Below are 25,334 nucleotides of genomic sequence, written 5' to 3'. Positions count from 1 at the left end.
AAATTATTTTCCTTTTATAATCCAGCAAAGCTTTGTTGGATTATTTTTTATCTATAATTTGAATATTTGGAGAACACGATGCAAAAAAAATGGCTTTCTATTTTATTGTTTGCACCTTTGATACAGAGCAATTATACCTTAGCTGATCAAGCTAAAGGAAAAGAATTGAATTATCAAGGATTGGGTGAAGTGCTGTTTTTTGATAAATCGCTTTCTTTTAATAAAACACAAAGCTGCTCAACTTGTCACAACCCGGGTACGGCCTTTGTGGATCAACGTAAAAATTCGGCAAATCAAATGGTCTCCGAGGGAGATAATCCGCATCTTCATGGTAATCGCAATGCCAACACGGCACTTTATGCGATGTTTTCACCAGATTTTCATTTTGATGAAAAAACTCAAGATTATGTTGGCGGACAATTCTGGGATGGGCGTGCAAAAGATTTAGCCGAGCAAGCAGGTGGTCCACCTATTAATCCAGTGGAAATGGGCATGCCAGATAAAAAATCGATTGTCGAACGTCTAAAAGCAAATTCAATTTATTACAAGGCAATTACAGATATTTATGGTGAAAGTATTTGGGCTGATACCGACAGAATCTATGCCATTATGGAAAAAGCCATTGCAGAGTTCGAAAAGCATGAATTATTTGCGCAATTCTCTTCAAAATATGATCGTGCATTAAAAAATGAAGCGGAATTGACCGCACTTGAATCGGAAGGTAAGGCATTATTTTTCGATAAAACACGAACAAACTGCAGTAATTGCCATCAATCAAGTGACGCGAATTCAGTAAAAGAGACCTTTACGAATTATCGCTATTACAATATCGGCGTGCCAAGTAACCAAGCGTTAATTAAGTTAAATAAACTTGCGGCTGATTATGTGGATAATGGACTATTGGATAATCCAATGGTAAAAGGCGATGAAAAGCAAAAAGGTAAATTTAAAGTGCCAACATTGCGTAACATTGGTGTCACAGCACCTTATATGCATAACGGCGTTTTCCGTGATTTAAAAACCGTTTTGCTATTTAAAGACAGTTTTAATAATCCTAATCGTAAAATCAATCCTGAAACAGGAAAAGCGTGGGATAAAGCCGAATATGCTCCAACCATTAATCCTGATGTTTTAAAAGCCAAACCGCTTACAGATGAAGAGATTAATGCATTAGAAGCATTCTTAAAAACGTTAACTGACGAAGCTTACGAAGAATAATTATCAGATTAATCTATTAGAATAAGTTTACACCTATACGAAACAGAAAAATCTGATTACTATAATGGTATTACATGATTTAAGTCTTGCCGCTCAATTTTCAGATGAGTTGATTTTACTTGGTGAAGATAAAGTGCAAGGCGTAGGCGATGCTCATCATGTTTTACAAGTCGAAACCATTAATCGTTTGTATCATGTAAACGTTGAATTATTGCAATGTAGTGCCGGTTTGCAGTGGTTCGTCCACAACGTAAATCAGCACATTCTTAAGAAGGAAATGAAAATGAAGAAAATTGTACTTGCAGCATTAGTAGGTTTAAGTTTTGCTGCTCAAGCCGCACATTATGACATTAAAATGTTAAATTCAAATAGTGAAGGCTCAATGGTTTTTGAACCGGGTTATTTAAAAGTTCAACCAGGTGATACAGTGACATTTCGTCCAGAAAATAAAAGCCACTTTGTACACAGTAAAGCGATTCCTGAAGGTGCACAAAAATTCCAATCTGAAGAAGATCAGGAGCTTACGATCACTTTAGATAAAGAAGGTGTGTATGTTTATAGTTGTCCAGTACACCGTTCAATGAATATGAATGGTGTGATTCAAGTGGGTGATAATCTACCAAACAAAGAACAAGCGGAGAAAGTGGTGAAAGATCTTGAGAAGAAATCCATGACGAACAAAGGTCGTCTTGAAAAATATTTTGCTCAAGTAAAATAATTATTGAAATCGATGCGCCAGTTTAATGATTGGCGCATCTTATTTTATAGGTAGATGCTGTCTAGCTATAAATAAAAAAACCTTACTTGTTACAGTAAGGTTTTTTCATCTTTAACGCTTAATTATTTTGCAGCTGGAGCAGCTGGTGCTGCAGGTGCAAATTTTTGTGCTAAATCAGCACCGTCTTTTTGTAATTTAGCGACTGCAGCTTGTAGTTTTTCAACTTTAGCTTGGTAAGCTTTAGTTTGTTCTTCAGTTGGTGCTTTAGTTGCTAAGTTTAATTGATCAACTAATAATTCACTTGATAACGCAAGTACTTCTTTATTTTGATCTTTGATGTTTTTCACTGAAGGTGAAGCAACTTCTAATTTATCTAAGCTTGCAATAGTATCTTCAACCGTTTTATTGAAAGTTTTGATTGCTTCTTCAATTTTCTTTTCATCTTTTGCTTCAACCGCAGCAGCTAAATCAGATTGAAGTTTTTGTTGTGCAGTCATTTGAGCTTGAGCTTGGCTTGCATTCCATTCAAGTAATTTGTTGTAGTCAGCTTGTTCTTGAGCAGGAGTTGCTTCAGCTGGTTTAGCCGCTTCAGCAGGTTTTGCTGCTTCTTGTTTAGCTTCTGGCGCAGGCTGAGTAGTTTCAGGTTTTGCCGGAGCTGGTTTATCTGCTGGTTTATCACAAGCAGTTAAGAATAATGCAAATAATGCAGTTGCACTGATTTTAGTAAATTTGTTCATAAACAATCCTTTATTGATATATAAAAAACTTCTTAGCTTATAAAAATTAAGCCCTTTCTAAGACCTTACATTCTAAAATTAGTTTAAAAAAATTTCAAAAACTATTTTAGTGTTTGAATATATTCACTTAAATTATGAATATCTTGTTCACTTAAACGTTGTTTTGCAGGGCTTCCTGCGCTAGGAATATTTCCTGCTTTTCGTTCTGAAAGTGCGGTTGAAATTTCTTCTGGTTTTAGCTGATTAATGATTTTTGATTCACCCATTGCTGGTTTTTCGCCTTGTTTTCCATGACAAGTTGCACAAGACCGTTTATATACCTTTTCTGCTTTCACTAAGTCAGCTTCGGCAGAAAGGGCTGGAGCCGCAAATAAAAAGCCTAAAACGGGTAAAAAAATAGAGAGTAAGTAAATTCGTTTTTGCATTTTGGCTAGCCTTTAAATAATTTATCTAAATCTGCTGCGGGAATCGCCCCTTCATATTTAGCCTGAATATTGCCTTCAGGTGTGATCACAAAGCTTGTTGGCGTGCCAATAAGCTGATAGCGTTCCGCTGTGATTTTTAATTGGTCTTTGATAACTGGCAGCATAAGCTGACGTTTGGCGACTACGGCTTTGGTATCCACTTTATCACCATCTACGTTAATAGCGATAAGTTGAACTTTATTTGGATTAGCTTCAGCCAATTTTTCAAATTCTTTTAACTCAGCGACACATCGACCACAGGTTTCAGACCAGAATGTCAGTAGGCGAGTGCCTTGCCAATTATCAAGTTTCACCTCTTTACCTTGTAAATCATAGGCAGCGATGTCTGGCGCTTTTTGACCAATAGCCGCAACTTCGTCTTTACAAGAAACGCTGCCAAAAATGACCGCACTTATCGCAAGTAGTTTTACGAATTTATTTTTCATGAATGTCCTCTTTTACAAATTTTCCGTGGTGGAGATAAATAACACGATTGGTTAACTCACTCAATTCAGGATTGTGTGTAACCATCACAATGGTTCTACCTTGACGATTTAACTCTTGTAGTAAATCCAGTACAAGCGCTTCATTTTTTTCATCGAGGTTACCCGTAGGTTCATCGGCAAAAATGACCGGAGGTTGGTTCACTAATGCACGAGCAATACATACCCGTTGTTGTTCGCCTCCGGAAAGTTGGCTTGGACGGTGATCAATACGATGACCTAGTCCCACTTGCTCGAGTACCGCTTTAGCCGCCGCTTCATCAATCACACTGTGATAGTGCTGTGCGAGCATCACATTTTCAAGTGCGGTCAAATAAGGAATTAAATGGAATTGTTGGAAAACTAGACCAATTTTTTCCGCTCGGAAACGTTGGCGACCTACTTCATCCAGTTGGGCTGCATCGACACCATCTAAAATGACTTTACCTTCACTGGCGGTATCTAAACCGGTCAGAATATTCATGAGCGTGGTTTTACCGGAACCCGATGCCCCCATGATGGCAATAAATTCACCTTGGCGAATTTGAATATTAATATCTTCTAAAGCAGTGACTTGCCCGAATCGTTTATATAAATGTTGCGTTTCAATCACAAATTCACTCATTTTATTCCCCTTTCAACACATTTGCGGTTTGAATATTTAAAGCGCGTTTGGTTGGTACAATCACCGCAATAAAGGCAACCAATAACGATAAGACGATAGTAATAGGAATAACCGGTAGACGCATATCAATGTAAGATTTAAATACGGTTAATCCAAGTAATTGTGCCAAAATGTAGCCGAGAATCAGTCCCGCAACAATAGCACAAAGTGCAATGATCAGAATCTCAGTACTAATCTGTTTAATGATGTCACTTTGTTTAGCACCTAAGGCTTTTTGTAGTGCAAATTCTTTTGCTCGCTCACCAACAATCGCAATCAACGTGGTGTTCACACAAAGGGTAGCGAGAATCAAAATGACTAATGAGATTAAGCCCATCAATCCTTTAATTTTATCTAAAATCTGCCCTTCAGACGCTGAGACTTTTCGAATTGGTCGAGCAGTTAGATCGAGTTGGCGTTGCATAATGTCTTGGGCAAATTGTGCAACGTTACCTTGTTCATTTTTGACATTGAGCAAGGCGTTGTTTGCCAATCCTTCTTTATCTAACCAACTTTGTGCAAATTCTAAGCTAACGATTAACATGTTGTCTGTGGCATCGCCTGCCTCAACAATACCTTTTATCGTGAATTCATGTTTTTCGACGGCATTTTTGGAAAGCTTTAACTTACTCCCAACGCCTAAATTAAGACGTTCAGCTAAGGTTTTACCAATCATGGCATGGCGATCGTCAAAATTCACATTAATGGACGAACCGGTAATTTGCCAATAAGGCGCGAGCACACGCATATCTTCAAACCACACGCCCATAATCACGATTTTTTCTAAATCACTTCGTGCAACACCATATAAATAAGGGCTGGCAGCGGTGATAAAATTATCCGGTGCATGATGAAGAATTTGTTTTAATTGGCGTTCTTTCATCAAACCACCATTGGCAGCCCCAATGTAAAAGTTTGCCCCGAAAGTACGGAGCTCTTGGCTCATTTTGGTATTAATATCAAAATATACTGCAGCCATTGCGGTCACAATGGACGCACCGACAGTCAACGCAGAGAAGATAATAAATACCCGTTGTAAACGTAGGCGTAATGCTTGGAAGATTAAACGCCAAAACATACTTTTATTGGCGGCCATACAGCACCTCCACAGGGTAAAGTTTGGCAATACGATGGGCTGGGAACCAAGTGCCCACCACAGCAATTAAAATAGACAGCATCAATACGCAAGGGATGACAATCCAAGCGAAACTCAGTGGTACGCCAAATAGCGCTGAACCAATAAATCTTGCTAAGCCCCAACCTGCAATACAACCAAGAGTGCCACCAATTAAGGCACTGATAATGGCTTCACAATAAAATAATAAAGCAATTTGCCATTGGTATGCGCCTAAAGCCTTCATTAGACCAATTTCTTTTGAGCGCTCAATGATCCCAGTACTCATTAATGAGGCAATGCCCATAGCAGCGGCGATTAAGGCAGCAAGAGTCACGACAGCAAGCAATAACTGGATTTTACCAATGACTACACCTTCTGATGCGGCAACCTGCCAAATTGGGCGAACAATAGCACCAGAGATAGCTTCTTCTAACTGATGTGAAATAGACGAAACATAAGCTGTACAATACCAACGATCGTACTCTTCAGCATCCAATGCATCGGTATTGGCACGTGCTTTGCGAGAAAGATCATTTTCCGGAACAGTAAGCGCAGACACTTTAACCGCTTGAATTTTTCCTTCTAAACCTAGTAATTTTTGCACGGCATTGAGTGGCATGACTAATTGATTATCTTCAGCGCCCCCAGTAGATAAAATCCCGGTAATTTCAACCGCACTTTGATTATCAAGTTCATCATTTTGATAGTGGAGCTTGATTTTATCGCCTTGTTTTAACCCAGTTCGTTGTGCTAATTGTTCACCAATGATCGCAGGAATAAATTCACCTTCAGGCATTTCAAGATCGTTTACCCATTCTCCTTGAACATGCCAATAAGGGCTAATAATTTTTTGGCCAGTATGGAAATCGTCTTCGTCTGGTACAGGAATGTTGTGATCGAAAAATGTACCAAGCACATTAATTTGTTCAAGTGCGGTCGATTTTTCATACGTTTTTGCAGAAAGAATTTCTGCTTTCACATCTGCACTTAATAATGGCGCAAATCCCACAATGTTATTTCGCCAGAAAATATCTTTAATATTCGGCAGTTCTTTTTCATCGAGGAAATCTTGGCTACTTAAATCTGTGTTATGGCTGAGTTCGCCAGGCAAGGCTGCATTGCTCGCAGGTTCAACTAAAATATTGGCACCGTAAGATTTTAGTTCTTTCGCCATTTTGTCGCCGATATCAATAGAAACAGCTAATAGCGCAGAGACTAATCCCGCAGCCAAGAAAATAGTCACCACGGCTAAAAATTTACGTTTTATGCTAAAACGCCAAGATTGGAATAACATTCTTGCTAGCATTATTCCCCCTTACCTAAATATTTTTCAGGGTTATCACGGAATAAATCAAGATTTTTCTCGCTTTCAAAGAAGTAAGTCTTACCTTCGTAATTATATTTGTGCTCTGTTTTAGTGTTTTTCATTTGGGTGCCACTAATAGGATCTTTTACATCGATTTCAACAATCGTGCTAAATAAATTCAGCCCTTCTTCTAAGCTGGTTCGATTAATGAGAATTTCAGTCTCAGTTTGTTGCCAATCTTCAATCGGTACAGGATTACAGCCACCCGGTTTACCAATAGATGGAATAAACATATGTACGCCGCAACCCACGCAAACGACTTGGTTACCTTCCATCACATAGCCTTGGTCACCACAAAGCAAGCAGGCATCAAATACTGCGGCTAAGCTCAATTTATCTGGCTGACGATTAATGACAAAGAAACGCACAGCTTTACCATCATCAGCAATCCAAACAAAACGGTGTAATTTGCCGTCTTTTACTTGCTCAATCGGAATGCGAACTTGTTGCTTGTCATCTAAGGTAACAGGAATTGCTTCTGAAAGTTGTGGGGGACGAGAAGCAATTTGCTCCCAATAAAGTTGCGTTGCAAAAGTAATCGCTAAAGCTAAATAGCCCCAACCGAGTAGGTGAGAAGAGGTACGTAATGCAGCTAATTTTTGGCGTTTTTCAATCGGTTCTTGTGTGGTATTAACTTGTTGCTTGCGTGATAAATGAATTTTGCCGTAAAAGATGGCAAGTACAACTAAGAGCAATGTTGCACAGATGTAATTTAACCAACGAGTGATTTCGCCTGATTTCGCAACAAAACTTAAACGAGGCTTGGTAAGTTCAAGCACCTGAAGTTTCATTAAAATTAATAAGAGTTCACCGATAAGTGGAACAAGCAAGCAAACTAAGAGAAGGCTAATAGCACCTTTTAAAAGTGCGGTTGATTTTTGTTGTGTTTTTACCGCTTGTTTTAGAAGTAAATAGATCCAGCCTTGTAAGCATAGACAAAAAACAAAGGCAAAAATGACCGCACTTATATGTAAGATCGAATCGGTATTGATAACATCAGTAGAAACGAGAGCGGTAATGTTAGGATCTTTTGCCCAGAAGCTTCCAGCGATGAGCATTAATACCGTTTGCCAAAAGGCAGGTAAGCGACCTTTGCCGAAAATTAAACATAAGGCAAAGATAGTCAACAGCGTCAATATCACGCCATTAACGATTAAATTGGTGATTTGTCCCGTAGGTAAACTAAGGCGCAGTACGATACCGGCAATAAAACCGAATAGGCTAAGCCAAATTATTTTTTTCGCACTCACAGTGGATTGTTTACTGTGATAAACACCGAGCAATAATGAAAAAGGTAAAAGTGCTTGAAGCAGGAAAGTAAAAAAATAATTCATAGTTTGACCATTTAATAGGATAAAACAGACGATATTTTAAGGTTAAATGAAATGCTATTGCCTTCCCCTGAAATACAAGGGAAGGCAAGTCGGTAAAATCAATGTTTACCTGAGATTATTTGATGCCAGTGAATTTGAATTCATAGCTTACATCAAATGGTTTCCACCAACGACCTACACCCGTTTCAGAGTCGGTATGACGGTGCATACCCGCTTTTGATGGAGGATCGATGTGGTAAGTTAATTTATAGTTACCTACGCCCATCATTTTCACGTTTGCACCGTAGTGAGGACCATCCCCCGCTACCATTGGCATGAAAGTACCTTCTTGTTTTTCACCCGTATCAGCATTTACCAAAGTATAGTTGATGGTTAAGTAAGGCATCCATTCACCATCACCAAAGCCATTTTTGTTACCTTTTACTGCGTGGATATCCGCTTCTAAGTGAATATCTGATTTTGCCGCAGGTAAACCCATACCACGAGGTTCCATATCGATTGGTTTGAGATAAACCGCCGCAATTTCCATTTCATTCATGGTTACCGCTTCACCGATTGGGTACTCTTGGAATGCGTTTGCAGTAGACGCGGTAAAAATACCCGCAAATAATGCTGTTGCTAAAAGTGCTTTTTTCATTGTTTTTCTCCTAAAGGATTGTTGGGTATTACGCGGCTTTTTTGCTTTGATATTTCATAATAAACAGAGCAAATACGGCTGCGATGAGTAAGATTGCTTGTGGGATTAGGGTTTCCATATAAGGATAAATACCTAACCACGAAATTTCAGGCACACCGCTAATCAGCGTTGGCTCGAAAAGTTTGCCTTCAATGAGTTCTAAAACAGATTTACCGGCGAATACAAAGGCCATTAAATACATGAAAGAACCCGTGAACATAAAGAATGGTTTAAGCGGTAATTTCACCACGGTATAACGCATCACGAAGTAGCAAATGGTGAGAATAATTACACCGACAATGATACCTGCGAAAAGATAGATAAAACTGACCGCACTTTTCGCATCACCCACGAGGGCATAGTAGAACAATACGGTTTCTGCCCCTTCACGATATACGGCTAAGAAACTGGTAAGCCATAAGCCGATGAGTGAGCCAGTAGTGAGGGCAGTTGAGAGTTTGCCTTCTAAATAACGTTTCCAGTTTTGTGCTTCGACTTTGGACAATAACCAGTAGCTCATCATAAAGAGCATGACTACAGCAAAAATCATCGTAAAGCCTTCGAGCAATTCGCGGTTTTGACCGGAATTTTCAAAGATAAGTTGGAAGATAAATGCGGTAACCACACTGGCAATTAATGCCACATAAACAGATTGGCGGATAACTGGCAATTTATCTTGGTGGTTATTTTTAATTAAGTAAGTCACGATAGCCGCAACAATTAATAAGGCTTCCAAACCTTCACGAAGAATGATTAAAAGGCTATATAAGAACATAGACCAATCACTTTGTTCTCCGCCCTGTAACATATCAACCGCTTTAGTTAGATTCAGGTCTAAACCATCAGCTTGCGCTTGTAACTTATCACTTTGTTCAGCTTTCATTAAGCTGACTAGACGGGTAAAGTAGCCTTCAAGTTCCGCTTTAAAGTTGCTATCACGAGAGCCAATTTTGTTCTCCATACCACTGCTTTCAAACACATCAAAATAGGTGTCTTGTACAGAAAGAATTGCTTTTTTGCTTTCACCTTGTTGATAGAGCGCAATAGCTTGTTGAATACGTTGGTTGATCTCTTGTTTAATCTTATTCCAATCTTGCTCTTGTTGATTATCTGTTGCTTGCTGCGCTGCATTGGATTGAACATTTTGTTCTTCACGTGTCGTTGGCAGGTTAGGCAAGTTTTCTTCAATATCTTGTAATAATTGCGTACTTTGATAACCAATCTCTGTGATTTGATCGGTTTGTTCACTTAAACGGATGATGTTGTAAAACTGTTGATTAATCGCCGCTGAAGTTTCTGCAGAGCGATTTTGGCGAATGGACATTTCCATTTCTGAATTTTTATAGCCATCGTATTGCGCTTGTTGGAACAATTTTTTCGCGTTAGCGAGATCACCATTTTGATACGCTTCGAGCCCTTGAGCGAGCAAATCATCAATGGTTTTAAAACTTTGTTGCCAATAAGGGGCAATCGCTTGATTATCATAAACACCATGTTGACCATCGGCATTGAGCTGATGACCTTCAATCAATGATGGCAACACTTCTTGTAATTCTTTTTTGAGCTGATCGATTTTAGCTTGAATCTCTTGTTGTGAACTGCCTTCACCGATCATTTTACGGATCTCACCAAAAGTCGCTTCCATTTGGTAACTTTTTTGTGCCGAGAAATTGATACGAATTGGACCTTCTAGATTTTCAAACACTTCAAAATAAGCCATTTGCACTTCAGTGCGAGCATCATCAGTATTACCTTGCTGGACAAGTTGAGCGGTTTTATCTAAGCGTGACGTAATATCATTAACCCACTGTTGGTAGTCGTCTTGTGCAAAGAGTGAAGAAGAGAAGGCGAGTGAAAAAATTAAAAAGAAAAATCGAATAGAACGGAATAGCATCGCCTATTTACCTCAAATGAAATTAATTCCTATTAATAATTATACTTTGATATCAGTAAAATGACAATGAATAATTCCTATTTTTGTGATGAAGATCAAAAAATTCACAAGAGTCAGAAATGTTTAGAGGACGGTTGTATGCTTAAAAGAATAAAGCGCCTTTGTTAGGCGCTTTATGGCGATATCAAAGTGCGGTCAAAAATAAGCGAGTTTATTGAGTGGGTGCGGCTTCTTCAACAGGCGCTTTATTATCTAACACATCCCATACACTTTCTTGTTTTGGTGATTCTGGTTGTTCAGGTTGTGGCGATTGTGTAGTCTGCGCCGCTGTAGCAGTTGCCGTACTCGTCGTTGGCGCAGACGCACAGAAGTTTTGATCTTTATTTATCCACACAGGGATTGTCCGACTGCTACCACAACTCCAACTGCCGTAAGCATTAATGCCAACCCATTTAATCGTAGAAGGTTGTCCGAGTTTTAGTTTTTCAATAACGACACGGTTTAAATAATCTTTATAGATTTGTAATGCACCTGAGGCTCCCGTCAATTTGGTTTCACCGTTATCATCACGACCTAGCCAAATGGTGCTGACATTTTTACCATCAATACCGACAAACCACGTATCACGGGCATCATTGGTGGTGCCTGTTTTACCTGCAAGACGAAGATCCGCGTAATCATTTTGTAAGCTACGCGCGGTACCACGTTCTACGGTTTGTTGCATCGCATACAAGGTTTGATAAGCCGCTTCTCTCGGTACCACTTGATCCGGCACCGTATTGTGTTCGTAAATAATATTCCCTTGGCGATCAGCAATGCTTTGAATGGTACTTAACTCAATTTTGCCACCTTGATTTGCAATGGTTTGATAGAGTTTGGTCACATCATAAGGTGAAATACTATAAGAACCAAGCAAGGTTGCAGGTACTTTTGGAATCGCTACATTATCCCAGCCCATGGCTTTTTGCGTATTGATCACTTTGCTTAAACCGACTTTCATCCCAATATTTACCGTTGGAATATTCATCGAGCGAGCAAGGGCATCCATCAACATCACCGAACCGCTGTATTTGCGATCGTAGTTACGAGGTTGCCAAGGTTGGCTACCTTTAACATAAATCGTGATTGGCTGGTTTTGAATTGGCGTATTTAAACGAAATTGTTCCGGATTCATCAGTGCGGTCAAATAAATGGATGGTTTTACCAAAGAACCAATTTGACGTTTTGACATTAACGCACGGTTAAATCCGGCATATTTTGTTTGTAATCCACCTACGACAGCACGTACTTCACCCAGGTGATAATCCGCCACAATCATGGCACCTTCAAGGTGTGGATTTTTGGTTTGTAGTTGTAAATGATTGACCGTATTCACCACAGCATTTTCAGCTTGTTCCTGTTGTTTTAAATCCATAGTGGAGAAAATACGCGCACCAAGTAGCGCAGAGGTTTTATTTTCCCCTAATTGACGGCGAAGATCGGCTTGCAATGTTTGAATGAAAGCAGGGTATTTACGAGAAATTTGACCTTTAGCTTGCACGCCTAATGGACGTTTACTCAACATCTCATACAACTCATCCCCAATCATTTGGTGATCAAGCATCAGTTTTAACACCACATTTCGGCGATCGAGTGCATATTGTGGATTTCGCCATGGATTATAAAGGGATGGACCTTTCACCATGCCGACTAAAAGGGCAATTTGGTCAAGGCTAATTTCACGGATGGAGCGACCAAAATAGAATTGGCTCGCCAACGCAAAACCGTGAATTTGAATATCACCATTTTGACCAAGGTAAATCTCGTTCAGATAGGTTTCTAAGATACGGTTTTTATCATATCGCCAATCTAACACCAATGACATTAAGGCTTCATTGGCTTTACGTGTCAGGGAACGTTCTCTGGATAAAAATAGGTTTTTAACTAATTGCTGAGTGAGTGTACTGCCGCCTTGAACCGTTTGACCAGCTTTAATATTGGCAATCATCGCTCGCACAATACCCACTGGATTAATCCCGTTATGCTCATAAAAGCGGCGATCCTCTGTGAGTAATAAGGCATCGATGAGTAAGCGAGGGTATTGTTGTAATGGGATCGCCAAACGATCTTCATTATCTGATTCCAACATGGCAATTAATTTAGGCGCAAGACGGAATTCATCAACGGCTTTTACGTTGACCAAGTCTTCAATACGAGAAAGTTTGTTATCGGTAAAACGTAAACGTAATACACGTTGTGGCTCTGGTTTGTCAGGATAAGGGAACGCACGACGAAGTAACACGATGGTATCCTCTTCGAGCTTAAAATCTCCCGGTGCTGCAATCATTGTGGTTTGACGGTATTCGTTATCGAGTAAGATTTGAATCACTTCGTCAAAAGAAAGGTTATCAGAAAGTTTTACGCTTTCTAAACGACTATACACTTCTGCCGGTAAACGCCAAATTTGGCCATCCATTTTTGAGCGAATTTGCCAGTCTAAATAGCCACCATAAAATACAGCAAGCGTCCCTAAAGTAAAGGCTGCTTTAGCTAAAAAGATTTTACAAGAACGTCGCTTATCTGGCGCTTGTGTTTCTTGTTGTTCAGGAGAGGTGTTTTCCGTTTCCGACATAATAGTTAGCTTCAGAGAATGAGGTTAAGCAATAAATTCAAAATAGGCATTAAGAAAGTGGATGAAGTCTGTTGTACCGCAGAAGGCGATGCTTTCTTCATCATAATAATGGAAGTCGTCTTCTAAAATTTCATCTGTTTCAATCGCAAGGTTATTGGCGCGAATCATCACTTCATCGGTATTGATAAAAAGGGTGTATTCTGAACCAATTAACGTGACTTCATCATTATTTTTAATCTGCTCACAGGCAGAAAGTGCGGTCAAAAACGCTTGAGGATTTGACCGCACTTCTGAATTAAACCAATTGGCTAGCGCAATGTGTTCCATTGAACATTTGGCGTGCACATTGCCTAGATAATAGGTAAATTGAAAATCCATATTAAATGCTGAATGACGAACCGCAACCACAGGTGCTGGTTGCATTAGGATTGTTCACCACAAAACGAGAACCTTCTAAGCCTTCAGTGTAATCCACAGTACCGCCAATTAAGTATTGTAAACTCATTGGGTCAATCACTAATTGCACACCGGATTTTTCAATAGTTAAGTCACCTTCATTAACTTTATCATCAAAGGTAAAACCATATTGGAAACCACTACAGCCACCACCGGTGATGTACACGCGTAATTTTAATTCGTTGTTTTCTTCTTCGCTAATTAAACTTTTTACTTTATTGGCTGCCGCATCAGTAAAAGTTAGCGGCACGGCCATATCTAAATCTGACATATCTCTATCCCCACTTTCCTAAAAATAATCCTTGTATTATCTAATAACCTGTTAATTCATTCAAGATTTTTCACGGAATTAGTGCTATTATATGCGAATAAATCAGAATTAAATAAGGAGAAATAATGGGCATTCCATTAAGAACGGAAGAAGAAATTGTTAAGTTGCGTGAAGCGTGTAAATTAGCGTCCGATGTTTTGGTCATGATCGAACCTTATGTCAAAGAAGGGGTGACCACAGGTGAATTAGATCGCATTTGTCATGATTACATGGTGAATGTACAAAAAGTGATTCCTGCTTGCTTAAATTATCATGGTTTCCCGAAAGCAACCTGTATTTCTATAAATGAAGTAGTTTGCCATGGTATTCCAAGCGACGATAAAAAATTAAAACAGGGCGATATTGTCAATATTGATGTGACCGTAATAAAAGATGGTTATTTCGGTGATAACTCTAAAATGTATGTCGTGGGAGAAACCAATATTCGTAGCCAAAAATTGGTTGAAGCGGCACAAGAAGCGCTTTATGTGGGATTACGTACGGTTAAGCCTGGTATTCGTTTAAATGAAATTGGTAAAGCGGTACAAAAATATACGGAAAGCCAAGGTTTTAGCGTGGTGCGTGAGTATTGCGGCCACGGTGTGGGAACTGAATTCCACTGCGAACCACAAGTGTTGCACTATTATGCTGACGATGGTGGTGTGATTTTAAAACCAGGTATGGTATTTACCATTGAACCAATGATCAATGCGGGTAAAAAAGAAGTGCGTTTAATGGGCGATGGTTGGACGGTAAAAACCAAAGACCGTAGCCATTCAGCGCAATATGAACACCAAATTGTGGTGACCGAAAATGGTTGTGAAGTGATGACAATTCGCGATGAAGAAATTGCGGAAGGCCGAATTCAACGTATAATGAATAATCTTTAAATTCAGCTAAAAGCCTACGATAGTGGGCTTTTTTTATAATTGTTTTGTTTGTGGAATACCTATGCTTTTTCCTTATCATTTCGATTCTCCACTCACGCCAAGTGCGGTCAAAATCCAGCGTGAAAATTTGAAGGAATTTGAACGTCAGCATTTTGCTGATTATTCCATTTTTAATCTGATCGCTAACCGAACACAGTTTTATGATGATTTGTTAAAACAGCTTTGGCAGCAATTTGAATTAGATAAAGCTCATCTCACCTTAATTGCAGTAGGAGGTTATGGCAGACAAGAAATCTTTCCTTTATCTGACCTAGATGTTCTTATTCTCTCAAAAGAAGAAAGAGAGTCTGAAACAGAAGAAAAAATTGCTCAGTTTGTGCAGTTCTTGTGGGATTGTGGATTCGACGTAGGGCATAGTGTTCGTTCTTTGGAAGAATGTGAAAAGGAAGGTAAACAAGACATTACCATTGCAACCAATTTGCTTGAGTCCCGTTATTTATCGGGAGATGTATCGCTTTTCAATGCGTTAGGTGAAATATTGAAAAAGCCAGATTTTTGGGCGGTAAAACCATTCTTTGATGCTAAAGTTCAAGAGCAAATTGAACGTTATCAGCGTTATCACAACACCAGTTACAATTTAGAACCTGATTTAAAATACAGTCCTGGTGGCTTGCGGGATCTTCACCTTTTATATTGGATCGCCTTACGTCATACCGGAGAAATGACCCTTGATGGCATTTTGGAAAGCGGCTTTATTTACCCATCAGAATACCAACAATTATTAGAAAGCCAAGAATTTTTATTCAAAGTGCGGTTCGCTTTACACTTGATTTTAAAACGTTATGACAACCGACTGCTGTTTGATCGTCAAATTAAAGTGAGCGAGAAGCTTGGTTTTGAAGGCGAGGGAAATCGTGGTGTCGAAAAAATGATGAAACGTTTTTTCCAAGCTTTACGCACGATTTCTCGTTTGACCGATATTCTAATTAAGCATTATAAAGCGCATTTTTTATCTTCAAACGGAGAGGAATCAGTTCACCATTTGGATGACGGTTTTGAAATAGTGAATCAAAGTTTGCGTTTACGTAAGGAAGACGTGTTTTTACGTTCACTGGATCGTATTTTGGATCTTTTTTTCTATCTTACGCAGCATGAACAAGCCGAAATTCATTCTTCAACATTACGCCAATTACAGATTGCGTTGGAAAGTTTGACACAGAAATTATGTGATATTCCTGAAGCAAGAGAGAAGTTTATTCGGTTATTTAATCAACCAAAAGCGATTCAGCGAGCATTCCTCCCAATGCACCAATATGGTGTGTTAACGGCTTATTTGCCACAATGGCAGGGGATTGAAGGCTTGATGCAATTTGATCTCTTCCATATTTACACGGTGGATGAGCATACCTTGCGAGTGATGTTGAAATTGGAAAGTTTTTTAGCCGAAGATGAGGCAGAATCACATCCTATTTGCCATCAAATATTTACTCAAATTCCTGACCGCACTTTGCTCTATGTTGCCGCACTTTTCCATGATATAGCGAAAGGGCGAGGGGGGGATCATGCGGAGTTAGGGGCTGAAGATATCGCTGACTTTGCTCGTTTGCATGGTTTTGATCGTCGAGAAATTGAAACAATGATCTGGTTGGTAAAAGAGCATTTGCTCATGTCAATTACCGCACAGCGTCGAGATATTCATGATCCGGAAGTCGTGATGAACTTTGCGGAAAATGTGCAAAATCGTGTTCGTTTAGATTATCTTACTTGCCTGACTGTTGCGGATATTTGTGCGACAAATTCGACTTTATGGAATAGTTGGAAACGTTCTTTGTTTGCTTCGTTGTATGATTATACGGCTCAACAATTCCGCCAAGGGATGGATTTGTTATTAGATAATGAAGAAAAAATCCTTGAAAATCGTCAATTGGCGTTGGCAATTTTATCCGAAGAACAACCAGAATTATCGGAAGAGAAAATTTCAGCGTTGTGGCAACATTGCCCATCTGATTATTTCTTACGAAATAGTCCAAAACAAATTGCGTGGCATACCGAGTTATTAGCTGAATTTGATGGTGAAGTACTCGTTAAAATCAGTAATTGTTTTTCTAGCGGTGGGACTGAAATTTTCGTTTATTGTCCCGATCAAGCTAATTTGTTTAATAAAGTGGCCTCAACCATTGGTGCGAAAAAATTCAGTATTCATGATGCGCAAATTTTGACATCCGATGATGGCTACGTATTCGACAGCTTTATCATCACAGAATTAAATGGTGAGTTGGTTCGTTCAGAACGTCGCCGAGAATTAGAGACGGTATTAACCTCTGTTTTATTAGGCGAAAAATTGCCGTCAATGTCTTTTGCAAATAATCGACAGTTGCAACACTTCACCGTAAAAACAGATGTACGTTTTTTGAAAGAAACTAAAAAAGAGCATACCGAATTAGAAGTAGTGGCTTTAGATAAACCCGGTTTATTGGCTCAAATTACTCAAATTTTTACCGAATTAAAACTTAATATTTGTAATGCAAAAATCACGACAGTAGGAGAAAAGGCAGAAGACTTTTTTATTTTAACAAATGAGAAAGGCACAGCATTAACCGAAGAGGAAAGAGGATTATTAGAAAACGTTCTCTATGAATGCTTATAATATGAAATAAAAAAGTGCGGTTAAATTTAACCGCACTTTTGCTATTTATTGAATATCTTTTTTAAGAAACAATACGAATAATTCAATAAGAGAAGGGTAGAATTGGCTTTTCAATTTTACTTTCTGACTTTGTTGTTGAAATAAATCCATCCAACTAAGTAAAACAATTTGTGCAAATTCTTTTTGTTTCTCGTTATTTTGATCTTCAATGAGCTTTATAAAAATACTCAATAGCACTCCAATATGATCACTTGGTTCATTCTGCGCTTTATTCACTTTGAGCTTGTAGTGTTGCATATAACCATCTACAAGTGAGAGTGCTTTTGAAAGTTCTTCATCTTGTAAATAAGCTGACATATAAGGAATTGCACTTAAGCTTCCTTCTAACAAGAAGCAATGAGTAAAATCTGCAGCAAGTTCAAGTTGATCGTATTGCAATGATTTTAGTGCATTACGCAATGCATCAACTTGCTGTGAAAAGCCCATTTCTCCTAAAAGCTCAAATAAGCTGTCGAAATGCCCATTTTGATAATAAGAAAGTTGCTCTTGGGTAAGCTCTTTGCTTAACAAAGAGCCCATCCATTGATAAATAAATGCTCGTTCTTGATTATCTAAATTAAGCATCTTCTATTGCTCCGCTAAAGCCATTTGGTTTTGGTGCAACGCCTTGGTATTTTTCGACATTGACTAAACAAGTATTAGCAGATACAGCTTGAGCAAGCATCGAGCTACCGATATCTAATGTCATGGTATTTGGGTCACCATAGGTATCAATTGCACCGATTTCAGCACCTTCTGGAGAGTACCATGCCCCTTCTTGTAAACGTACAACGCCACTTGGGAAGTTATCAGAGATATGCGCACCAACAATAGCTTGTCCACGGTCATTAAATACGCGTAGAAGATCACCATGTTGAATCCCTAATTTTTCTGCATCTTGTGGATTCATGAATAGTGGCTCACGTCCTTGAATGCTGTAGGTTTCTCTAAGCTCTTTAGACTCACAAAGTTGTGAGTGAAGACGTTTATCTGGGTGAACGGATTGTAGCCAGAATGCAAATTTATCTGAATTAGGGCCACCATGAGAACGCTCGGCTTTTTCAAACCACATTGGATGCCCTTTACAGTCGGAATAACCGAAACTCGCAATTTTATTACTGTAAATTTCAATAAAACCTGATGGGGTACCTAATGCATGCAGTTCTGGATCATCACGGAAATCAGCATGTCTTACCCAAGGTTTACCCTCTGGGAACATGACATAGCCTTTTTCCCAGAATTCTGCAAATGGAGGCATATCAAATTTGCCTTTGTTTTCTTTTCGGCAATCTTCATATAATTTTTCAACCCATTCCATTTCATCCATATTGCGACAATATTCTTTTTCTTTGCCAAAACGGCGGCAGAGTTCTTTAAAAATCTCGAAATCTGGTTTGGATTGATACAGTGGGTCAACTAATTTTTGCATTGCGATAATGCCACGGTTGCTATAAGAACCGTAGGCATCAATATCGTTACGCTCAAATGGCGTACAGGCTGGTAATACAATGTCGGAGAATCGACAAGTTGCAGTCCAACTGTAATTGATCGACACAATCGTTTCTAACGCTAAAAAGGCTTTTTTCATTTTATTGCGTTCAGACTGTCTATGCCACTGATTACAACCAGTAAAGATAGCCATTTTATAAGGTGCATAAACCACTTTGCTACCATTGTAGTTAATGGTTTCACCTGGATATAACAGCGAATCAGTGACACGGGCGCAAGGTAAAACTGCACTGTAGCCTTTATAGTCTGTATTATTATATTTTGGTGTTTGATCCTCATCTAAGTTTAATGGGAATGCACCAGGCATAGCCGCACCAGATTCTGGAATACCAATAGAGCTATAATGGTGAGCATAACTAATTCCACCACCAGGTAAGCCAATTTGACCTAACATCGCGGCTAAAACAGCACCTAACCAATAAGGTTGTTCACCATGTTGTTGACGTTGAATAGCCCAACCAAAAATAAGTTGAGTACGTTTGCCTGCAAGCATGTGGGCAAACTCACGAATGCGATCAGCACCCACGCCACAAATATTTGCTGCCCACTCTGGTGTTTTTTCAATGTGATCTTCAGTTTGACCAAGTAAGTACGGCACAAATTTTTCAAAACCAACGGTGTAAACATCAATAAATTTTTTATCGTATAGCCCTTTGGTGTAAAGCTCATGCGCAATAGCCAGCATAAACGGCACATCAGTTTGTGGGTTAATGTACTGTTGTTCACAATTTAAATAACGTTGTGTTTTCGTTTTAACAGGGTCAACGCTAATCACGTTAATTTGCTTATTCGCGATTTTTTCTTTTAACATTTCCAAGTAAGCATAGGCCTCATGGGTTTCACAGTTCCAACCTACTTGTAAGTTTTTAACCGGATCGCTTGCCCAGAAAATGATGTTTTGACTTTCTTTTAAGATAATTTCCCAAGAAGTACCTTGAGAATAAACCTCAGTTGAACCTAATACATAAGGCAAAATCACTTGACCGGCACCAGTTGAATAATCGCCCGCTGTGCTAACACTGTTTCCGTGCATCGCAATCGCACGAATCATATGGTTACCGCAGCTATGGAATTGTCCAGTTGAACGCCAACCTACGTTACCTGTATGTAATGCCCAAGGACCATAATTTTGCTGAATGCGTTCTAGTTCTTCGTAGAAGAGATCTAAGGCTTCATCCCAAGTGACACGAACAAAGCGGTTATCGCCACGAGAAGTGCGGTCGCTTTTTTCTTTATTTTTGAGCCAATCTAAACGTACCATAGGGTAGCGAATACGTGATTCGCTATAAATAAGCCCTTTGATACCATTGATCATTTCTGTTGGGTATTTATCTAACTCAAAAGGTTTTACATCAACGACTCGACCGTTTTCTACTTTGGCACGAATTGCCCCCCAGTGAGAGCCAGTAATTTTCCATTGAGTAATATCTTCATCTGTTGGTGTTTTTGCGACTAACCAACTAGGCATTGCGCACGCAGCACCCATAAGAGATATATTTTTTAAAAATTGACGACGTGTTTGTAACATAATGATATCTCCTATTTTCCTTCTTCTTTCTTAGGTGCGGTATCTGAAGCATGTAATTGTAAATAACGTAGGACTTCTTTACTGGTTGCTTCATCAATATTTGTGAAACCAACCATTCCTTTAAATAGACCAATCCAGGTGTTGGAATCAAAATGATCAACATGTGGCTGTCTATGACAAGTACTACATTGTGTTTTATAAACGTTTTCTGCCGCTTCCCATACGGTATTTACATCGCTAATTAATTGATTTTTTGCAATCCATACCGGTAATTTCACTTTTTGCCAAGTTAAGCCCGTTAATGGATCTTCTTTGGTTTCTAAGACGGTATATTGCGGTTCAGACTGCATAAATTCTTTTGTTAATACCGCATCAGTAATATTTTTACCAAATTGGTTATACCAAATGCGTCCAAATCCTTTGTCTTTACGCCACATCACCAATTCAACAAGATCACCTTTATCGGTGGATTTTACTGCATTAACTGGAGCGGCTGTTTCGAGATGACCGATATTTTGAGTCAACGATTCATCTGCAAATAATGGCACAATGGCTTTCGCATAGTATTGTTGAGATGGTTTAATATCACTCACTACGAATGCTTCAAATTTAGATGTGTTGCCAGCATCTGCTTTTTTAGCTGGTAAGTGGTGAGCGATACCTTTATGACAATCGACACAGCTTTGATTACGTTCTGCAGCTGGTTTCATGGCTTTTTGTGCCGCTTTAGACATTTTTTCAAAGTTCATGCGATCGTAACTATGGCAATTTTTACACTCTTTAGAGCCATTTGCAGCAAATCTCGCCCATTCGCGTTCTGCCATTTCTGCGCGATGTTCTTCAAAAGAGCCTTCTTCATTATATTTACCGCTCAATTCTGCCAATACTTCGCGGCTTGCTTGCATTTTACGTGCATATTTTGCGGTTTTGTCATGTGGCAAGTGACAATCAGGGCAGGTTGCACGTACGCCACTGTTATTGCTCCAATGTACAGTTTGTTTAAGTTCTTCAAGAGGTGTTTCCATTGAATGGCAACTCACACAAAACTCTTCTGTGCTTGTCGCATCCATGACATTATTAAATTGTTGCCAAGCAATTGCACCTGCTATAAAACCAAGCGTAACGAGTACACCAAGTCCAATTCGGTTAGATGGTTTCAGAAAAAATGACTTTATTTGTTTTTTCATTTTTGGCTCCTTATATTGACTAAGCGGTTGGTAAACCAATTACATATAATTGTAAGAACCAGACAATAAAGCCATATAACCCCACACTCATTGCCATACCTAAAGGTAAAATAATAAATAATAAAAGTAGTAATTTTGAGATATCGCTTCTCATTGATGATTGATTCATCGCTCCCCCCCCCCCCTATATGTTCATATTTACATACTTATTTTTAATTAGCGGGCAATATTATCATACGCTAGTGAAAAAAAAAGTGATTTATATCAAACTTTATTGATTAAATAGAATTTGCATCCTTCTTTTGGGTAAAAGACGTTTTTTTATACTTTAAGTGTTTTTAGAGCAGAGAAGGGATAGTTGAGAAAATAAAAAATGCTGATTTTCTATAAAAATCAGCACTTCATTAGTTTGGCTAAAATACGGTGAAAATTAACCGCACTTTTATATTTTAAGCCACTGCTGCAAATGCAATATCAGCGGCAGCAAGCGTTTTTTCAATGTCTTCATTTGTATGTGCTAAAGACATAAAGCCCGCTTCAAAAGCAGAAGGCGCAAAATAAACGCCTTGATCGAGCATTTTATGGAAGAACACTTTGAATTTTTCGGTATCACATTTCATGACTTCTGCATAAGAGGTAACTTGTTTTTGGTCAGTGAAGAAAATGCCAAACATGCCGCCTACATGATTAATCACAAATGGCACATTATGTTTTTGAGCTAATGCTTTTAAGCCATCACAAAGTTTTGTGGTTAATTCTGCAAGGTGTTGCTCGTTACCTGCTTTTTTCAATTCAGTTAAACAGGCTAAACCTGCCGCCATTGCAATCGGGTTACCAGAAAGGGTACCCGCTTGGTAAACCGGACCGGTCGGTGCAAGGTGTTGCATAATCACTTTTTTACCACCCACTGCACCAACAGGCATACCGCCGCCAATGACTTTCCCTAATGTAGTGAGATCTGGTGTGACTCCATAATAAGCTTGTGCACCTGCAAGTGAAACACGGAAACCCGTCATGACTTCATCAATAATGAAAAGTGCACCATATTGGTCACAAATTTCACGAATGCCTTGTAAGAAACCTTCTTTTGGTGGAATACAGTTCATGTTGCCTGCGACAGGTTCAATAATCACACAAGCGATGTCGTTAGGAAATTCTTCAAATAATTTTTTAACAGAATCAAGATTGTTATATTCTGCTGTTAATGTATGTTTTGCAAAATCTTCAGGCACACCTGGTGAGCTTGGTTGACCAAGTGTTAACGCCCCCGATCCTGCTTTTACTAGAAGTGAATCAGAATGGCCGTGGTAACAACCTTCAAATTTTAAGATTTTGCTTCTATTTGTATAACCACGCGCAAGACGGATTGCTGTCATGGTTGCTTCAGTACCTGAACTTACCATACGAACCATTTCAATAGATGGCACAATTTCACAGACTAATTCCGCTAAATCAATTTCAGAGGGGGTTGGTGCACCAAAGCTTAAACCATTCTCCGCTGCTTTTAATACAGCATCTAAAATAGCAGGGTGGTTGTGACCTAAAATCATAGGCCCCCAAGAACCCACATAATCGATATATTGTTTGCCTTCAGTATCGTAAATATAAGCGCCTTTGGCTTTTTGAATGAATACAGGTGTACCACCTACGCCTTTAAAGGCACGAACAGGAGAGTTTACGCCACCAGGAATAACTTCTTGTGCACGAGAGAAAAGTGCGGTTGATTTTGTCATGATTTGAATCCTTATATTAATAGTAAGCATATTGTACTAAAAAACTGAATTTGAGAAAAATCTTTGTGTGCTGATTTTTCTTTATGTTATCCTTTGCAAAAAAATTTTTAGGATAAAAACTATGCTAAGTCTTATTGTAACTTTCTTAGGGGCATTTTTAACCTTGATTGTGATGCGACCAATTGCGAATAAAATTGGCTTGGCTGATAAACCAAATTATCGTAAGCGTCACCAAGGTGCGATCCCACTGATTGGCGGTGTTTCTCTTTTTATGGGAAACCTTTGCTATTATTTAATGGAGTGGGATCAACTTCGTTTACCTTATCTTTATATATTCAGTATCTTTATTCTACTCGCAATCGGTATCTTAGATGACCGCTTTGATATTAGCCCTTTCTTACGTGCAGGGATTCAAGCGGTTCTTGCGATTTTAATGATCGATTTAGGTAATGTTTATTTAGATCATTTAGGCCAAATTCTCGGGCCGTTCCAATTAACGCTTGGTTCTATCGGATTGATTATTACCGTATTTGCCACGATCGCAATTATTAACGCCTTTAATATGATTGATGGTATTGATGGATTGCTAGGTGGGTTGTCTATTGTTTCATTTGCTGCTATTGGTATCTTGATGTTCCGTGATGGACAAATGGATATGGCATATTGGAGTTTTGGTTTAATTGTCGCGATTCTGCCTTACTTATTATTAAACTTAGGGATTCCGTTCGGACCAAAATATAAAGTGTTCATGGGCGATGCAGGAAGTACTTTAATCGGCTTTACGATTATTTGGATTCTACTTTTAAGTACGCAAGGAAAAGGACATCCGATGAATCCAGTGACCGCACTTTGGATTATTGCTGTTCCTTTAATTGATATGGTGGCCATCATTTATCGCCGTTTACGCAAAGGAAAAAGTCCATTCCGCCCGGATCGCTTACACGTACACCACTTAATGGTTCGTGCTGGATTAACCTCTCGCCAAGCCTTTTTATTAATTACTTTCTTTGCGGCCATTTGTGCCACAATCGGGATTTTAGGCGAAGTCTTCTATATTAATGAATGGGCAATGTTTATTGCGTTTATTGTATTATTCTTCCTTTATGCTTATTCAATTACAAAAGCATGGAAAATCACCCGTTGGGTACGAAGAATGAAACGTCGCGCACGTCGTAACAAGCAATAAATGAAATAAAGAGGATAGCAATTTGCTATCCTTTTTTACGTTTTAGCATTAAAAATAAACGAATGCATAATAAATTCTATACAAATTGAACAAAAATTTATCTTTTGATATTTTTTTTCAAAAAAGTGCTAGACAAGATATTTGTAAATCATTAATATACGCCCCGCAACGACGCAGTAACGCGTTCGTAGCTCAGTTGGATAGAGCGTTGGCCTCCGGAGCCAAAGGTCGCAAGTTCGAATCTTGTCGAGCGCGCCAGAAGTCAATGCGATGAACAACAAATCAATGGTGGCTATAGCTCAGTTGGTAGAGCCCTGGATTGTGATTCCAGTTGTCGTGGGTTCGAATCCCATTAGCCACCCCATTTCTCTTGGTTGAGAAATCTGACGGCGAGTAGCGCAGCTTGGTAGCGCAACTGGTTTGGGACCAGTGGGTCGTAGGTTCAAATCCTATCTCGCCGACCAATTTATTTTTTTTGCTCTTTAACAATGTATCAGACAATCTGTGTGGGCACTTGTTGATTGACTTGTTTTAAAAATATTTTTTAATTTTGAAGTCTTAATAGGTG

General features: G+C 39.0%; 22 protein-coding genes, 3 tRNA genes and 1 pseudogene. 9 read left to right on the top strand and 17 right to left on the bottom strand.

Going from position 1 to position 25,334, the window contains the following annotated elements; all coding sequences use genetic code 11:
* Positions 1-78 precede the first annotated feature (78 nt).
* From ACXVWP_RS08205 to ACXVWP_RS08195, 3 genes and pseudogenes are all read left to right on the top strand, one after another.
* Positions 79-1,218, top strand: coding sequence for a cytochrome-c peroxidase (locus ACXVWP_RS08205; protein ID WP_289902074.1), 1,140 nt, complete (start codon positions 79-81; stop codon positions 1,216-1,218).
* Positions 1,217-1,488 (top strand): annotated as a pseudogene (locus ACXVWP_RS08200) (ABC transporter ATP-binding protein); the annotation flags it as partial. The gene ACXVWP_RS08205 and the pseudogene ACXVWP_RS08200, both read left to right, overlap by 2 nt.
* Positions 1,489-1,501: 13 nt before the next feature.
* The gene (locus ACXVWP_RS08195) at positions 1,502-1,936 is read left to right on the top strand and encodes a pseudoazurin (RefSeq protein ID WP_308602891.1); all 435 of its coding nucleotides are present in this window, start codon (positions 1,502-1,504) and stop codon (positions 1,934-1,936) included.
* A 122-nt stretch (positions 1,937-2,058) separates the two neighbouring features.
* Here ACXVWP_RS08195 and ACXVWP_RS08190 read toward each other — a convergent pair whose 3' ends face one another.
* The 12 genes from ACXVWP_RS08190 to erpA all read right to left on the bottom strand — a co-directional run bounded on the left by ACXVWP_RS08190 (position 2,059) and on the right by erpA (position 14,008).
* Positions 2,059-2,673, bottom strand: coding sequence for a lipoprotein HlpB (locus tag ACXVWP_RS08190; protein ID WP_289902075.1), 615 nt, complete (start codon positions 2,671-2,673; stop codon positions 2,059-2,061).
* 101 nt (positions 2,674-2,774) lie between these two features.
* Positions 2,775-3,098 carry a c-type cytochrome gene (locus ACXVWP_RS08185; protein ID WP_049357409.1) on the bottom strand — a complete coding sequence of 108 codons (324 nt, stop codon included), beginning with the start codon at positions 3,096-3,098 and terminating at the stop codon, positions 2,775-2,777.
* A gap of 5 nt (positions 3,099-3,103) precedes the next feature.
* Entirely contained in the window at positions 3,104-3,583 is a 480-nt protein-coding gene (locus ACXVWP_RS08180) for a TlpA family protein disulfide reductase (RefSeq protein ID WP_049357407.1), read from the bottom strand.
* Entirely contained in the window at positions 3,573-4,244 is a 672-nt protein-coding gene (locus ACXVWP_RS08175) for an ABC transporter ATP-binding protein (RefSeq protein ID WP_289902076.1), read from the bottom strand. The genes ACXVWP_RS08180 and ACXVWP_RS08175 overlap by 11 nt, the downstream gene beginning before the upstream one ends.
* A gap of 1 nt (position 4,245) precedes the next feature.
* Complete coding sequence (locus tag ACXVWP_RS08170; RefSeq protein WP_297569170.1) at positions 4,246-5,379, bottom strand: ABC transporter permease; 1,134 nt, start codon at positions 5,377-5,379, stop codon at positions 4,246-4,248.
* Complete coding sequence (locus ACXVWP_RS08165) at positions 5,366-6,706, bottom strand: ABC transporter permease (protein ID WP_289902078.1); 1,341 nt, start codon at positions 6,704-6,706, stop codon at positions 5,366-5,368. The genes ACXVWP_RS08170 and ACXVWP_RS08165 overlap by 14 nt, the downstream gene beginning before the upstream one ends.
* A complete protein-coding gene (locus ACXVWP_RS08160; RefSeq protein WP_289902079.1) occupies positions 6,706-8,100 on the bottom strand; it encodes a Fe-S-containing protein in 1,395 nt (464 codons plus the stop codon). Before ACXVWP_RS08160 ends, ACXVWP_RS08165 begins: the two co-directional genes overlap by 1 nt.
* A gap of 115 nt (positions 8,101-8,215) precedes the next feature.
* Positions 8,216-8,737 (bottom strand): iron transporter, encoded by a 522-nt coding sequence (locus ACXVWP_RS08155; RefSeq protein WP_049357398.1) that lies wholly within the window; start codon positions 8,735-8,737, stop codon positions 8,216-8,218.
* Positions 8,738-8,765: 28 nt separating this feature from the next.
* Complete coding sequence (locus ACXVWP_RS08150) at positions 8,766-10,670, bottom strand: FTR1 family protein (RefSeq protein WP_289902080.1); 1,905 nt, start codon at positions 10,668-10,670, stop codon at positions 8,766-8,768.
* A 211-nt stretch (positions 10,671-10,881) separates the two neighbouring features.
* Positions 10,882-13,281 carry a penicillin-binding protein 1B gene (gene mrcB, locus ACXVWP_RS08145; RefSeq protein WP_458473351.1) on the bottom strand — a complete coding sequence of 800 codons (2,400 nt, stop codon included), beginning with the start codon at positions 13,279-13,281 and terminating at the stop codon, positions 10,882-10,884.
* A 24-nt stretch (positions 13,282-13,305) separates the two neighbouring features.
* Complete coding sequence (locus tag ACXVWP_RS08140; RefSeq protein ID WP_172622034.1) at positions 13,306-13,659, bottom strand: YacL family protein; 354 nt, start codon at positions 13,657-13,659, stop codon at positions 13,306-13,308.
* A gap of 1 nt (position 13,660) precedes the next feature.
* On the bottom strand, positions 13,661-14,008 hold the full coding sequence (erpA, locus tag ACXVWP_RS08135) for an iron-sulfur cluster insertion protein ErpA (protein WP_049357392.1): 348 nt from the start codon (positions 14,006-14,008) through the stop codon (positions 13,661-13,663).
* A gap of 125 nt (positions 14,009-14,133) precedes the next feature.
* Between erpA and map the strand changes: the two genes are divergently transcribed.
* Positions 14,134-14,937, top strand: coding sequence for a type I methionyl aminopeptidase (gene map, locus ACXVWP_RS08130; RefSeq protein WP_128787403.1), 804 nt, complete (start codon positions 14,134-14,136; stop codon positions 14,935-14,937).
* 61 nt (positions 14,938-14,998) lie between these two features.
* Positions 14,999-17,584 carry a bifunctional uridylyltransferase/uridylyl-removing protein GlnD gene (gene glnD / locus ACXVWP_RS08125; protein ID WP_297569176.1) on the top strand — a complete coding sequence of 862 codons (2,586 nt, stop codon included), beginning with the start codon at positions 14,999-15,001 and terminating at the stop codon, positions 17,582-17,584.
* Between the two features lie 45 nt (positions 17,585-17,629).
* Here the strand turns inward: glnD and torD are convergent, their stop codons facing one another.
* The 5 genes from torD to hemL all read right to left on the bottom strand — a co-directional run bounded on the left by torD (position 17,630) and on the right by hemL (position 23,580).
* Positions 17,630-18,208 (bottom strand): molecular chaperone TorD, encoded by a 579-nt coding sequence (torD, locus tag ACXVWP_RS08120; RefSeq protein ID WP_289902083.1) that lies wholly within the window; start codon positions 18,206-18,208, stop codon positions 17,630-17,632.
* Positions 18,201-20,660 carry a trimethylamine-N-oxide reductase TorA gene (gene torA, locus ACXVWP_RS08115; protein ID WP_297569179.1) on the bottom strand — a complete coding sequence of 820 codons (2,460 nt, stop codon included), beginning with the start codon at positions 20,658-20,660 and terminating at the stop codon, positions 18,201-18,203. The genes torD and torA overlap by 8 nt, the downstream gene beginning before the upstream one ends.
* An 11-nt stretch (positions 20,661-20,671) precedes the next feature.
* Positions 20,672-21,847 carry a pentaheme c-type cytochrome TorC gene (torC, locus tag ACXVWP_RS08110; RefSeq protein WP_289902085.1) on the bottom strand — a complete coding sequence of 392 codons (1,176 nt, stop codon included), beginning with the start codon at positions 21,845-21,847 and terminating at the stop codon, positions 20,672-20,674.
* 19 nt (positions 21,848-21,866) lie between these two features.
* Positions 21,867-22,001: a hypothetical protein gene (locus ACXVWP_RS08105; protein ID WP_049368002.1), complete on the bottom strand. Its 135-nt coding sequence runs from the start codon at positions 21,999-22,001 to the stop codon at positions 21,867-21,869.
* A gap of 295 nt (positions 22,002-22,296) precedes the next feature.
* Positions 22,297-23,580 (bottom strand): glutamate-1-semialdehyde 2,1-aminomutase, encoded by a 1,284-nt coding sequence (gene hemL, locus ACXVWP_RS08100; RefSeq protein ID WP_289902086.1) that lies wholly within the window; start codon positions 23,578-23,580, stop codon positions 22,297-22,299.
* A 121-nt stretch (positions 23,581-23,701) separates the two neighbouring features.
* Between hemL and wecA the strand changes: the two genes are divergently transcribed.
* The 4 genes from wecA to ACXVWP_RS08080 all read left to right on the top strand — a co-directional run bounded on the left by wecA (position 23,702) and on the right by ACXVWP_RS08080 (position 25,230).
* Positions 23,702-24,766 (top strand): UDP-N-acetylglucosamine--undecaprenyl-phosphate N-acetylglucosaminephosphotransferase, encoded by a 1,065-nt coding sequence (gene wecA, locus ACXVWP_RS08095; RefSeq protein ID WP_289902087.1) that lies wholly within the window; start codon positions 23,702-23,704, stop codon positions 24,764-24,766.
* A gap of 181 nt (positions 24,767-24,947) precedes the next feature.
* A tRNA-Arg gene (locus tag ACXVWP_RS08090) sits at positions 24,948-25,024 on the top strand.
* A 30-nt stretch (positions 25,025-25,054) separates the two neighbouring features.
* Positions 25,055-25,130, top strand: a tRNA-His gene (locus tag ACXVWP_RS08085).
* A gap of 23 nt (positions 25,131-25,153) precedes the next feature.
* Positions 25,154-25,230, top strand: a tRNA-Pro gene (locus ACXVWP_RS08080).
* The last annotated feature ends 104 nt before the right edge of the window (positions 25,231-25,334 follow it).

Source organism: Haemophilus sp. SZY H56, assembly GCF_054332415.1.
This window is presented reverse-complemented; position numbering and strand designations above follow the sequence as displayed.